The following is a 12,774-nucleotide window of genomic DNA, read 5'->3' on the forward strand; positions in this document are numbered from 1 at the left end:
ATTATCCTCTACTCTTTTTAATGATTAGACTTAAATTGTTATTTGTAATTGATTGATAAAAACTGTGGGTTAAAAAATTATCCGGGCGAGGAGAAGGATATTGAATAAGTTTTTGTTACGCATCAATCAACTCCATATAGATTTGATTGAAACGAAAAGAGTGAGGTTTGATGACGGAAAGTGGTTTAAAAGACAAAGTGTTAATGACAAATGGATTGAAATGAGAATTTATAAAGACGGACAAGTAGGGATTACTCATACAAATGGAACAAGCATTACACTTTCACATTTAAAATTTTTGATGGACTACCCTGGTCCCTACACGTTAAGTCAGTTAGTGGATTTTATGTATGAAGGTATTTTTCATAAGTATTATGGGTGGATAGGAGGTTTTTGGGATGAGATAACTTTGAAAATGTATTTCGAAAAACTGAAACAAAAATCTGAACCTTTATATGAAAGTTATATCAAAGAAAAGCATTTGGCATTTAACAAAGCAACTCAGCGACTTCATAAGGGGAGGCACTCCTATCGTTCTTTTCTTTTAGATATGGGTGAAAATCCTGATTTGATCAGTAGAAATATGTATATAGGAACATTTTTGAAACAAGGTAAAGAAATAGAGTTTGATATTATAAGAATATTAATCAAGTTTAATGCACCTTTTGAATATTCTAAGCGCTTCAGAAGTGGATCTATCCCTGATCTCTATGATAGCCATTCTCATACAGCAATCGATATCAAAAGAAGTATTAAAACCGAAATTGAGAAAGAAATAATAAAGTATAAGCATGAATTTGATGCTGTCACTGTCATCTATCTTTTAGGAAGTCGAGAGATGATAACGGTTAAGCAAGGTATTCGAAAAATGAGTATTTATAAATGGTTAAGTCTACAATCCTTCTTTATAAAATTAGAGTTGGAAAAGCAAAATGAAATTATTGGAGAGCTTGATCGAATAGTGAAAAGCATTGACGAGAATCAATACAATTCTGATATTCATGAGTATCATAAAATGTTGGTCGAGCAAATTATTGCCTACGATAAACAAGGACTAGATAATCCAACAATTGCTCAGAAAGTAAATGTTTCTTATAAATATGTAAATATGATTTTGTTAGGAAAAGCGTTGGCTGAATATAGTGGTAGTTATCCATTAAAGTACAAAAAGAAACAGGAACAGAAAAAACAAAATCATCAAAAAACTACAGAGAAATTAATTGAACTCTTTCACGAGGGTAAGTCCAGTAAAAAAATCGCAAAAGACCTAAACATGTCCACAAATATGGTTAATTATCATTTAAGAAATATGAACCTTAATCAAAAGCAAGTAATAAAATTAAGGAATAATAAGATTCATGAAATGCTTTCTAGTTTTACAGATCATCAAGTCCTGTCTGAAAAATTTAAGTGGGTTGTCGATAGTTTAGTCGATGAACATCCAGAAATTACTTTGAGTATTGTAAAAGGTTATTACTATTCAAAATTTGGTGATAAAGAAAATAAAATAAAAATCATCAAAGGGAAAGAGGACTATCGAGTTAAAATAGCTCAGTTGTATCAAGAAGGAATGAAGTCGAAAGTTATTGCTGAGACCCTTGAACTGCCTATACAGGGCGTGAGAGCACAGTTGAGAAAAATGAAATTAGGGAAAAAGGACATACTCTTAATTCGAAATCAAAAATTAAATATGTATTTAAAAAAATATGAAATGACTTCACCACTGAAAGTAAGGTTTCAAAAAGTAGCTGAACAACTTAAACAAGAATATCCAACCCTAACTACAGAACATGTTAGAACTTATTACTACAATCATTTCAAAAAAAGTGATTTAGAAAGTAAAAAAAGTCAAACCGAGTGAGGTTTGACTTTTTTTAACGTGATTCGTACGCGGCAATCCATTGCTCTGGTGTCATCTTCGAGACGAGTTCGCCAATCAACTCATATGGGATATGCTTCACATTTTTGAAGCGGATACAGCTCTTGCCCATGTCGAGCTTCGTCGGCACTTGTGCGGCGTATTCCTCTTCGAACCATCGAAGCAACTCCGGGTCACTATAGACCCCCATATGATACACGGCGACGTGATGCTTCTGGGCGATGACGCTCAAAAACGGGAGCGGGGTGCCCGGTGTGACGTGATACCCGGACGGATATGTCGATAGCGGTACGACGTAGTGGATGCCGTTCCCATCGCTCGTCTTCTCGAACCCGTCCGGCAAGTTCGCGTCAATCACATCAATCAAACGGATGAAAGCGTCGAGCCGCTTGTCGTCGACGAGTGTCGTATAGTCCATCAGACGTCGCCTCCTCGTAAAATCTTCGCCATCGCCTTGCCTTTGGCCAGTTCGTCGACGAGTTTGTCCAAGTAACGGATTTCGCGCATGAGCGGCTCCTCGACATTCTCGACGCGGACGCCGCAGACGACGCCTTTAATCAAGGCGCGGTCTTCGTTCATCTTGGGTGCAGCGGCGAAGAATGTGTCAAAGTCGACCTCGGCAGCGAGTTGGCGCTCGAGCCCAGACTCGTCATAACCGGTCAACCAGCGAATAATCGTATCGACTTCGTCTTTCGTCCGGCCTTTCCGTTCGGCTTTCGCGACGTAAAGCGGATAGACGCTCGCAAAGCTCGTCGTGTAAATACGGTGTGCCATGAAATCCCCTCGTTTCGTGGAATGATACCTTCATTTTCTCACATAATCAAAGCCCATATCCAAAATACTTTTTGTTGCAAATGCAACTAAACGGATTATACTGAACGTAACGTATTGTAAATACAACAATCAGGAGGATTGTATGAGAGACCATTTGCGTGAAATCGGGATGATTGCCCGTGCCCTCGATTCGATCAGCAATATCGAGTTCAAAGAGCTCGAGCTGACGAAAGGGCAATATTTATATTTGGTCCGGATTTGTGAGGAGCCGGGTATCATTCAAGAGAAGCTCGCCGAATTGATCAAAGTCGATCGGACGACGGCGGCGCGGGCGGTTCAAAAGTTGGAAACGAACGGGTTGATCACGAAGCAGGACGACCCGCACAACAAGAAAATCAAGCGGCTCGTCCCGACTGAACGGGGCAAGGCGCTGTACCCGGTCATCATCCGCGAGCATGAGCATTCGACTAACGTCGCGCTCGCCGGGCTGAGCGACCAAGAAGCCGAGCAGCTGCTCCGGTTGTTGAAGCGGGTCCGCCACAATATTGAAGGGGACTGGGATGCCGTGAAAAAAGGGAAGAAACGAGACTACTAGGGGGAACAATCATGATCACTATCAAAGCTTGTACAATCGAAGACGTTGACGCACTTCGCACCATCAGCATCGAGACGTTCACGGAAACGTTCGAAGCCGAGAATGACCCGGCGCATCTGGCCGCGTATCTCGAGCGGGCGTACAACGTGGCGCAACTTGAACAGGAGCTTTCGAATCCGGACTCACAGTTCTTTTTCGCCATGCTCGATGGGGAAGTGGCCGGCTATCTAAAAGTGAACGCCAACAACGCCCAGACCGAGGCCATGGGCGAAGAGGCGTTCGAACTCGAACGAATTTACGTGCGACGTGCCTTCCAAGGAAGCGGTGTCGGCAAGGCGCTGTACGACCAGGCCATCCGCTGTGCGAACGAACTGAAGAAGCGTGAAATCTGGCTCGGTGTGTGGGAACATAACCACAAGGCACTCGCCTTTTACCGAAAGCACGGCTTCGTCCAGACCGGGGCGCACACGTTTTATATGGGTGACGACGCTCAAGTCGATTTGATTATGGCCAAGCCGCTTCGTCCGTGACCCATTCCAGTATGCCTGACAAGTCCTCGTAGACGGCGTCAGGAGCCAGGTCGGGCATATCGACCGGTTTGCCGTCGCGGTTGATCCAAGCCGTGTGGAACCCGAAGTTCTTCGCACCGGCGATGTCCCAACCGTTCGAGGATAGAAACAGCACCTCGTCCCGCTTCAGTCCGCTGTTTTTGAACCAATGCATGTAGGCGGCCGGTGACGGCTTGGCCTGTTTGATGCCGTCGATGCTGACGAGTTCATCGAACAGGTCGGTGAACCCGGCGTTATGGATGAGCGCCTCAAGCATCGCGTCCGTCCCGTTCGAGAGGACGATGGTCTGTTTATGATGCAGTTGATGTAAGACATCCGCGACCTCTTCATATGGCGACAGGTCGGCGTAAGTGGCAATCAACGCATCCTCCGTCTCGGTCGTCCACGTCACGTCGGCTGTCGCCAAGGCGTACCGTAAGGCGTCGCGTGTGACGACAGAGAAATCCGTGTAACGCCCCATGATGTGGCGGGTGAAGAAGTAGTCGAGTTGTTTCGTCCGCCACGTCTGGCTGATTTGGTCACCTTTTCCGGGGAACTGTTCGTCACACGCCGCCTTTACGGAATGGACATCGAACAAGGTCCCGTAGACATCGAACACGAATGCTTTAACATGTGGTTTCATCATATCCCTCCTCAATCATTTAGCGTCATCTACTCTTTACCCTAGTTGGCGTGAATTATACGGAAGGGTCCAGTCAGTTGAACAACGAACAAGACAGGAGGAATTTGATGTACGTCCCGAAACTATACGCCGTGAATGACCCGAAAGAAGTCTACGCCTTTCTGAAGGCCCATCCGTTCGGCACCGTCGTCACGCATGACGGACAGAAGCCGATTGCGACGCACGTGCCGCTCCGTTTCCATGAGGAAGACGGCCGCACCTGGTTCACGACACACATCGCGAAAAATAATCCGCAATGGCAAACGATTGAAGACCAGACCGTCCTCTTGATCGTCCAAGGCCCAGACGCTTACGTGTCGGCATCGTGGTACGGCCATGAGGACGTATCGACGTGGAACTATCAGGCCGTCCATGCGTATGGGCGGGCGACCATCTTGAATGCGGACGAACTCGAGGAAGATCTGGCCGGACTGCTTCAAGACCATGAAGGCGACCGCGAGCACGCCGTCGTCTGGGGGGAACTGTCTGAGCCGGTGCAACGGCAGAAATATGGCGTCGTCGGGTTCCGCATCGACATTTCGGAGATGCAGGCGGCGTTCAAGCTGAGTCAGAATCGAAACGAGAAGGATTATACACGCATCGTCTCCGAGCTCGAGCAGGCAGGGTGCCCGATTGCGGATGTGATGCGCGAGAAACGGCAATCGTAAGGTGTGGAAATGAGTCGAAACTTAAATCTATGACGAAACGAGCGAAAATCAATGAAAATGAAATGGATTGTGCGGGTACTAGGTGGTCTTCTTGTTCTACTAGCCTTGGTCGAGCTGGCGACGGATCGAGCCGACCAACCAAACCTACCGATTGAATACGCATTTGAGGAACCGATAGCGTTTCCGTTTGAGATCACGCAGCGCTACAGTGAGGTTGATATCGAAAATCCGCACCACATGCATCAATTCGTATTTAACTATGTGAACGAGGAGACGGCACAAGAGTTGCGCTACATCGTCCATAAAGTCGTCGATGAACCTGAAGACGTGGAGGACGTCTCGTCGTACGGAGACCAATACGTACTTGCGGACGGGACCTCTGCTTTCTATGATGAGGCGGAATCGACGTCCCAAGGGTTATGGTGGATCAACAAAGACGGCTTCACCGCCCGAATCATCTACTACATCGATGGCAACTCCGTCGAACTTGACGACGAGACCCGCTTACCGGTCCAACAACTGATCAATTTGGCCAATCAAACGTTATGACGTCAGCCCGCTTTCTCACCGGATGAGAGACGCGGGCTGTTTCTATTTTTCAGAAGATATCTTGAAGTTCAGATTGACAGCGTTCGATGATTCGTCCTATACTCATAAATGATAATGATTATCAATGTCGACGTAAAACGTTGTCATAGAGAGAAAAGGGGATTCGAACATGAACTATAAGAAACTGCTACATATGTTCATCATCATGTCTGCTTTCGTGCTCGTGCTCGCAGGATGCGGCTCGAACAATGAAGATGCAGCCACGACAGATGAATCTGCCGAAACGGCAGAAGGCTATCCAATCACAATCAAACACGCATTAGGCGAGACGGTCATCGACAAGAAGCCAGAACGCGTCGCAACGGTCGGTTGGTCGAACCAAGACGTCGCGCTCGCACTCGGCGTCGTCCCAGTCGGTTTCTCGGCTGCGAACTATGGTGTCCAAGACGGCAGCGGCATGTTGCCATGGACGGCTGACAAGTTGAAAGACCTCGGTGAAGAAAACCCGAACATCTATCAAGATACGGACGGCCTCGACTTCGAAGCGATCGCCGACTCACAGCCGGACGTCATTCTTGCCGCCTACTCAGGTATCACGCAAGAAGATTACGACACGTTGACACAAATCGCACCGGTCGTCGCCTATCAAGAGACGCCTTGGGTGTCATCATGGCAGGACACGGTTCGTTACGACTCAATCGCCATGGGTATGGAAGCAGAAGGTCAACAGTTGATTGAAGACACTGAGAAACTCATCGCCGACAAGGCTGCTGAAGTACCGGAGATGAAAGGGAAGAAAGCGGCATTCGTCGCGCTCAGCCCGGACGATCTCTCGAAGTTCTACATCTACACGACAGGTGACCCACGTGGTGCCTTCATCGAAGAACTCGGCATGGAGTATCCTGAGAACATCACGAGCCAAATCAAAGATGAGAACAGCTTCTACCTCGAGCTCAGCTCAGAGAACGCTGACATTTTGAACGACGTCGACATCTTCGTCGCCTACGGGAACGAAGACACGTTGAAAGCCCTTCAAGCTGACCCGCTCTATAGCAAAGTGCCGGCCATCGAACGCGGTTCGGTCGTCATGATCGAAGATAACACGCCGCTCGCTGCTGCTGGGACGCCATCACCACTCTCAATCGAATACACGATTGACGACTACGTGAAACTCGTGTCAGAAGCACTCGCGAAAGTCGAGTAATCAAATGAATATGCCGAAGAAGTTACACACGCCGAGACGGTTCGGGCTCCTCCTCGTAGGGTCGCTCGTCCTGCTCGTCGTCTGTATGCTCGCTTCGCTTGCTTTCGGCTCACGGACAGTCGGATGGGATGAACTGCTTGACGGTTTATTCCGTCCGGCTGTTCAGTCGTATGAAGCGGACATCGTCCGGCAACGGGTCGTTCGGACGGTGTTCAGTTTCATGTGCGGGGCGGCGCTCGGTGTCTCGGGCGCATTGATGCAGTCGGTGACACGTAACCCGATTGCCGACCCGAGCATTCTCGGAGTCAACACGGGAGCGGCGCTGTTCGTCGTCGTCGGGATTGCTTTCTTCAACATCTCGACCGCGAGCGACTATATTTGGTTCGCGCTTGTCGGGGCGTTACTCACGGCGACGTTCGTGTTCGGAATCGGCTCGCTCGGGCGGGGCGGTTCGACGCCGCTCAAACTAGTCTTGGCCGGTGCGGCGACGAGTGCGGCGTTGTCGTCACTCGTCATGGCCATCATGATTCCGCGCTCGAACGTCATGGACCAGTTCCGGTTCTGGCAAGTCGGTAGCGTCGGGGCCGGGACGATGGATTCGATTATGACGTTCCTGCCGTTCTTTATCGGCGGGATCGTCATCGCCATCTTGGCGGCACCGTCCCTCAACATCTTGGCGCTCGGGGAAGAGCTCGCCACGGGTCTCGGTGTCCGCATCGGCACGTTGAAACTGATTGCCTCATTCGCAGGTGTGATTTTGTGCGGGGCGGCGACGGCACTGGCTGGACCAATCGGCTTTATCGGTCTCTTGGCGCCGCATCTCGTCCGCTTGGTCATTGGAGCGGATGAACGGTATATCATCCCGATGTCGGCACTGACGGGCGCGATTTTACTCACGTTCGCCGACGTGGCGGGTCGTCTGCTCGGCAGTCCCGGTGAACTCGAAGTCGGGATTGTCACGGCGTTCGTCGGGGCCCCGATTTTGATCGCCTTGACGATGAAAGTGAAGGTGCGTGGCGTATGAATCAACCGATTATCCACAACAGTCGCAAGCGTCGGCAACGGACCGTCTTCGTGACGCTCGTCTTGTTCGCGCTGGCCCTTACGTTGAGCGCATTGATGCTCATGCTCGGCAACACGATTTACCCGGTCGCAGACATCATCCGCGTCTTGTTCGGGGAACAAGTCCCGGGAGCCTCGTTCGCCGTCGGCACGATCCGTCTGCCGCGCATGCTCGGTGGTGTCTTCGCCGGACTTGCGTTCGGGATCGCCGGGACGGTATTTCAGACGATGCTCCGCAACCCGCTCGCCAACCCGAACGTCATCGGCATCACGACCGGGTCGAGTGCGGCGGCCGTGTTCGGCATCGTCGTCTTACAGGCGAGCGATACGTTCGTCTCCATCATCTCGGTCATCGGCGGACTGTTGACCGTCCTCGCCATCTACTTCTTGTCAAAAGGCGCCGCCTTCTCAATTGGCCGGCTCGTGCTGGTCGGAATCGGCATTCAAGCGATGCTCACGGCAGTCATCAACTATCTGTTGCTCATCAGCCGCCAAAACGATGTCGGGACGGCGATGCGCTGGTTGAGCGGTAGCTTGAACGGGGTGAAGATGGAGACGCTCCCGCCGCTCATTTTTGCGGTCGCGCTCTGCCTCCCGGTCATCCTCCGACTCAGCCGACAGCTCCAGATTTTAGAGCTCGGGGAGATGACGGCGACGTCGCTCGGCGTCAAGACGAATCAGACGCGCGTCCTGCTCATCGTCGCCTCGGTGCTCATGCTCGCGCTCGCGACGGCGACGACCGGACCGATCGCCTTCGTCGCGTTTCTGGCGGGACCAATCGCCAAACGGCTCGTCGGGGACGGGCGTTCGACGATTATCCCGGCGGCACTCGTCGGCGTCATCTTGGTGCTCGCGGCCGATCTCATCGGCCAGTTCGCCTTCACGGCCCGCTATCCCGTCGGTGTCATCACCGGCATGGTCGGGGCGCCGTATTTGATTTATCTCTTGATCCGGATGAACCGGAGAGGGGAGCTATAACGAGAAATGAGCCACATCCTACGCGGGATGTGGCTCATTTTTTTGATTAGTAGGCCGTCCAACCACCGTCGATGGCGACGACTTGACCGTTGATGAAACTCGATTCGTCCGAGCCGAGGAAGAGAGCGAGTTGAGCGATCTCTTCCGGTTGTCCGATGCGTGGGTTGATGGCCATCCCGAGCTGTTGGCGACCGAACCCGGCTTGACTCATGTTCGTCATCGTCGAGCCGATGTTCGTCGCGACCGCGCCCGGCGCAATCCCGTTACAACGGATGTTTTGGTCGGCATACATGAACGCCGTGTTCTTCGTCAATCCGACGACGGCGTGTTTCGACGCCGTGTAGGCCGCGCCGGCTCGAGCTCCATACAAACCCCCGGCCGAGATGTTGTTGACGATGACGCCGTGCCCTTGCTTCGTGAACAAGTCGACGGCGATGCGCATCGATTTCATGACCGACACTGTGTTGACGGCAAAGATTTTCTCCCAACGCTCGTTAGAAATCTCACCTACCGGCTCCATTCCGTCCATGATGCCGGCGTTGTTGACGAGGATGTCGACTTGACCGAATGTCTTCACCGTCTCATCGAACAACTGTTGGAGCGCTTCTTCAGACGTCACGTCCGTCTGAATGGCGATGGCCTCGCCTGAGATATTCTCGGCGACGTGCTTCGCCCCGTCAAGATTCATGTCCGAGACGACGACTTTCGCCCCTTCTTGCGCGTACAACTCTGCGATCGCTTTTCCCATTCCTGATGCTGCCCCTGTGACAATCGCCACTTTCCCCGATAAGCGCATGACTGATTCCTCCTTTTATTGTACATGTGTTCAATAACTATTATAATGAACTTTAGAAAGCGCTTACAATAATCAATGAAGAGCGATTCTGTTGAGTAATCAACACTTCCAGTCATAACTGTTGAGAGGAATGTGCGAATCATGAAGCCGGACTTGCGTGTCATCAAAACAAAACGAGCGCTTCATGAGGCGCTCGTCGAATTATTGAGGAATCGTTCGCTCGAACAAGTGACGATTTCGGAACTTTGTCGTGTGGCAAATGTCAATCGGGGCACGTTTTATTTGCATTATGCGCGGATTGAGGACGTATTTGAGGAGTATTTCCAAGAGATCACGGCCGACCTCGCCAAATCGTATGAGGAGCCGTATCGTCATGTGAAGCTACTCAATCCGCGCGAACTCGAACCTTCGACGATCCGTATCTTTCACCACGTTCAGACGTACGTCGATTTCTATCGCATCGTCTTCTCGAAAAATGTACCGCTCGCTTACTACTACATGCTGTTCGCCGAGGTGCGGAAGTTGCTCCTCCGCGATACGGCGGCGCACAAGCAAGACAAGATTGACCATGAGTTATTCTGTTCGTATCAAGCGAACGCCATCGTCGGGATGATCATCCATTGGGCCGAACACGACTTTGCGGCCACCCCGGACGAGATGAACGAGCAGTTGGCGCACATATTGCGTCTCGATTCCGGCCGCCGTGTTTAGGTGGCCGTTTCCCGTTCATCGAACAGCTCTAAAAATGTCGAGGCGACGTTCGACAGGCGACTCCCGCTCTTCCAAATCAAATGGACGGAAGACGTGAGCGGGGGATGGAGCTGGACGAACACCAACTCGGTCCCTTGCGTGTTGATGATCCCGTCGAGACAGAGCGCGTGCCCGATGCCTTCCCGGACGAGGAGTGAGGCGTTATAGAGCAGGTTATACGTCGCGACGACGTCGGCTTCAGACAAATCGACACCGAGTCGGGCCGACAAATGCCGGTCGACGAGCGATTGCTCCGACAAGATGAGCGGCAAGTCGAGAAGATCCCCGGTCTCAATGGCACTCTTTTGTCCGACATGACTGTCGCGGCGCGTCAAGATGCCCCAACGGTCGACATGGGGGAGCTCGCGCGAGGCGTAAGCGGCCAGATTGATTGGTTCGATCACGACCCCGAAGTCGAGGATACCCCGGTCCAACTTGTCGATGACGTCGTCCCCGTTGCCGCTATACAGGCGTAATTTGACGTCGGGATGAAGCTGTTTCATCTGTCGAAGCGTCTCGATTACTGAGGTGAGCGTCTCCGTCTCGCCACCGCCGATATACAGTTCTCCGCTGACGGGCGTCGCCGTATTCAAGTTGACCGAGATTTTATCGGCCAGACGGACCATCTCTTTGGCGTGTTCGGCCAAATAGTAACCCCGTTCGGTCAGCGTGACCCCGCCTTGGCTCCGTTCGAACAACGGACCGCCGAGACTGTCCTCGAGCTGATGGATTTGCCGAGACAATGCCGGTTGCGACAGCCGTAAGTGTTCGGCCGCGCGCGTAATATTCTTCTCGCTCGCGACGGCGAGGAAGTAGCGTAGCTGTTGTAGCTCCATGTCATCCCTCCATGCGTTTTCGTTATGGTTCTTAATCAAATAGTAGCATTAGACATGATGCTTGTCCGTTCCTATACTGAAGTCAATCAAAGGAGGAATGGATTATGACCATCAACAAAGTTGTCATCATCATGGGGGCGTCGAGCGGAATCGGCGAAGCGACGGCCCATCTATTGGCTGAGCGGGGTGCGAATCTCGTGCTCGCCGCTCGTCGTCTTGACCGGTTGGAAGCCATCCAAGCGAAGCATCCCGAGGCCGACATCGTCATCCAGCAAGCCGATGTCACGGACTACGCAGCTGTCGAGGCGGTAGTGCAAACTGCACTCGACACGTTCGGGCATATCGATGTCTTGTTCAACAACGCCGGGATCATGCCGACCGCGCGGCTCGTCGAGGGGCGCCGTGACGAGTGGCAGGCCATGCTCGATGTGAACGTGACCGGGGTATTAAACGGGATTGCCGCTGTGCTCCCAATCTTGGAACGTCAACAGTCGGGTCATATCATCGCGACCGATTCGGTGGCCGGGCACGTCGTCTATCCGGAGTCGGCCGTCTACTGCGGGACGAAGTTCGCGGTCCGCGCCATCATGGAAGGCTTGCGCCAAGAACAGCGAGAGAACAACGTCAAATCGACGATTATCTCGCCGGGAGCCGTCCAGACCGAGCTGTACAACACAATCAGTGACAAACAAGCCGCCCAGGCGCTCCATGAGGCGCAAACCGAGTGGGGATTGACGAGTGAGGATGTGGCTGAAGCGGTCGTTTACGCCATCGACACACCGGACCGGGTCTCTGTCAGCAACCTCATCATCCGACCGACGAAACAACAGGTGTGATGATGGGTAGCGGATTGAGAGAACGCGTGTCCGGCCGAACAATCGCTGCGGGCGAGGCTGTCTTTGAAGAGATTCATCACATTCAACGAGCCATCGAGCCGACACTCATGCGCCTGAATTATCAGTACTTGCCGAAAGACGAGTTCCAGCGTACGCTCTCGGAGCTGCTCGGGCAAGACGTCGCGGACTCGGTCACAGTGCTGCCGCCGTTCTATACCGATTTCGGGAAACACATCACACTCGGGAAGAATATCTTCATCAACCGTGGCGTCATGTTCACCGATCTCGGCGGCATCGACATCGAAGACCACGTCTTGATCGGTCCGTTCGCCAAGCTGTTGACGGTCAACCATCCGACCGACCCGACCGAACGGCGCGGCTTGATTACGAGGCCGATTCGTGTGAAACGGAACGCCTGGATCGGGGCCGGGGCGACGATTTTGCCGGGTGTCACCATCGGCGAGAACGCCATCGTCGCAGCCAATGCGACGGTGACGAAAGACGTCCCGGACAATGTGACGGTCACCGGGACACCGGCTCGTGTCGTTCAGACGTCATGATCGTCATCCGACTCGGATTAGTCGCTTCCATGTTGTTTCTCGCTGCGTGTGGGGACT

16 protein-coding genes are annotated in these 12,774 nt (G+C 51.9%); 11 read left to right on the plus strand and 5 right to left on the minus strand.

The features are described 5' to 3' along the window. Positions 1-100: 100 nt before the first annotated feature. A complete protein-coding gene (locus tag KNO58_RS00810; protein WP_214751193.1) occupies positions 101-1,861 on the plus strand; it encodes a helix-turn-helix domain-containing protein in 1,761 nt (586 codons plus the stop codon). A gap of 13 nt (positions 1,862-1,874) precedes the next feature. On the opposite strand, the gene KNO58_RS00815 is transcribed toward KNO58_RS00810, so the two are convergent. Beyond that, complete coding sequence (locus KNO58_RS00815) at positions 1,875-2,297, minus strand: DUF1801 domain-containing protein (protein ID WP_214751195.1); 423 nt, start codon at positions 2,295-2,297, stop codon at positions 1,875-1,877. Next, positions 2,297-2,653, minus strand: a complete 357-nt coding sequence (locus tag KNO58_RS00820) for a DUF2200 domain-containing protein (protein ID WP_214751197.1) — start codon at positions 2,651-2,653, stop codon at positions 2,297-2,299. Before KNO58_RS00820 ends, KNO58_RS00815 begins: the two co-directional genes overlap by 1 nt. 142 nt (positions 2,654-2,795) lie before the next feature. On the opposite strand from KNO58_RS00820, the gene KNO58_RS00825 reads away from it, so the two are divergent. Both KNO58_RS00825 and paiA read left to right on the plus strand, forming a co-directional pair. Next, on the plus strand, positions 2,796-3,248 hold the full coding sequence (locus tag KNO58_RS00825) for a MarR family winged helix-turn-helix transcriptional regulator (RefSeq protein ID WP_214751200.1): 453 nt from the start codon (positions 2,796-2,798) through the stop codon (positions 3,246-3,248). Positions 3,249-3,256: 8 nt separating this feature from the next. After that, complete coding sequence (gene paiA, locus KNO58_RS00830) at positions 3,257-3,778, plus strand: spermidine/spermine N(1)-acetyltransferase (RefSeq protein WP_214751877.1); 522 nt, start codon at positions 3,257-3,259, stop codon at positions 3,776-3,778. On the opposite strand, the gene KNO58_RS00835 is transcribed toward paiA, so the two are convergent. After that, positions 3,753-4,439 carry a haloacid dehalogenase type II gene (locus KNO58_RS00835; protein WP_214751202.1) on the minus strand — a complete coding sequence of 229 codons (687 nt, stop codon included), beginning with the start codon at positions 4,437-4,439 and terminating at the stop codon, positions 3,753-3,755. The genes paiA and KNO58_RS00835 overlap by 26 nt on opposite strands. 107 nt (positions 4,440-4,546) lie before the next feature. On the opposite strand from KNO58_RS00835, the gene KNO58_RS00840 reads away from it, so the two are divergent. The 5 genes from KNO58_RS00840 to KNO58_RS00860 all read left to right on the plus strand — a co-directional run bounded on the left by KNO58_RS00840 (position 4,547) and on the right by KNO58_RS00860 (position 8,939). Continuing rightward, positions 4,547-5,146, plus strand: a complete 600-nt coding sequence (locus KNO58_RS00840) for an FMN-binding negative transcriptional regulator (protein WP_214751204.1) — start codon at positions 4,547-4,549, stop codon at positions 5,144-5,146. A 51-nt stretch (positions 5,147-5,197) separates the two neighbouring features. Continuing rightward, complete coding sequence (locus KNO58_RS00845; protein ID WP_214751206.1) at positions 5,198-5,695, plus strand: hypothetical protein; 498 nt, start codon at positions 5,198-5,200, stop codon at positions 5,693-5,695. Between the two features lie 169 nt (positions 5,696-5,864). Further along, a complete protein-coding gene (locus KNO58_RS00850; RefSeq protein ID WP_214751209.1) occupies positions 5,865-6,899 on the plus strand; it encodes an ABC transporter substrate-binding protein in 1,035 nt (344 codons plus the stop codon). Positions 6,900-6,903: 4 nt separating this feature from the next. Continuing rightward, positions 6,904-7,923 (plus strand): FecCD family ABC transporter permease, encoded by a 1,020-nt coding sequence (locus tag KNO58_RS00855; RefSeq protein WP_214751211.1) that lies wholly within the window; start codon positions 6,904-6,906, stop codon positions 7,921-7,923. Next, the gene (locus KNO58_RS00860) at positions 7,920-8,939 is read left to right on the plus strand and encodes a FecCD family ABC transporter permease (protein ID WP_214751213.1); all 1,020 of its coding nucleotides are present in this window, start codon (positions 7,920-7,922) and stop codon (positions 8,937-8,939) included. Before KNO58_RS00855 ends, KNO58_RS00860 begins: the two co-directional genes overlap by 4 nt. 46 nt (positions 8,940-8,985) lie before the next feature. On the opposite strand, the gene KNO58_RS00865 is transcribed toward KNO58_RS00860, so the two are convergent. Then, on the minus strand, positions 8,986-9,735 hold the full coding sequence (locus tag KNO58_RS00865) for an SDR family oxidoreductase (protein WP_021066230.1): 750 nt from the start codon (positions 9,733-9,735) through the stop codon (positions 8,986-8,988). Positions 9,736-9,873: 138 nt separating this feature from the next. Between KNO58_RS00865 and KNO58_RS00870 the strand changes: the two genes are divergently transcribed. After that, the gene (locus tag KNO58_RS00870; protein ID WP_214751878.1) at positions 9,874-10,446 is read left to right on the plus strand and encodes a TetR/AcrR family transcriptional regulator; all 573 of its coding nucleotides are present in this window, start codon (positions 9,874-9,876) and stop codon (positions 10,444-10,446) included. Here KNO58_RS00870 and KNO58_RS00875 read toward each other — a convergent pair. Continuing rightward, complete coding sequence (locus tag KNO58_RS00875; protein ID WP_214751215.1) at positions 10,443-11,321, minus strand: LysR family transcriptional regulator; 879 nt, start codon at positions 11,319-11,321, stop codon at positions 10,443-10,445. The two genes, KNO58_RS00870 and KNO58_RS00875, sit on opposite strands and share 4 nt — an antisense overlap. A 104-nt stretch (positions 11,322-11,425) precedes the next feature. On the opposite strand from KNO58_RS00875, the gene KNO58_RS00880 reads away from it, so the two are divergent. Both KNO58_RS00880 and KNO58_RS00885 read left to right on the plus strand, forming a co-directional pair. Then, positions 11,426-12,157, plus strand: a complete 732-nt coding sequence (locus tag KNO58_RS00880; protein WP_251026006.1) for an SDR family oxidoreductase — start codon at positions 11,426-11,428, stop codon at positions 12,155-12,157. Then, positions 12,157-12,717 (plus strand): sugar O-acetyltransferase, encoded by a 561-nt coding sequence (locus KNO58_RS00885; protein ID WP_214751880.1) that lies wholly within the window; start codon positions 12,157-12,159, stop codon positions 12,715-12,717. Before KNO58_RS00880 ends, KNO58_RS00885 begins: the two co-directional genes overlap by 1 nt. Positions 12,718-12,774 lie beyond the last annotated feature (57 nt).

Origin of the sequence: Exiguobacterium sp. J17977, assembly GCF_018616375.1 — a bacterium.
Taxonomy (GTDB): domain Bacteria; phylum Bacillota; class Bacilli; order Exiguobacteriales; family Exiguobacteriaceae; genus Exiguobacterium; species Exiguobacterium mexicanum.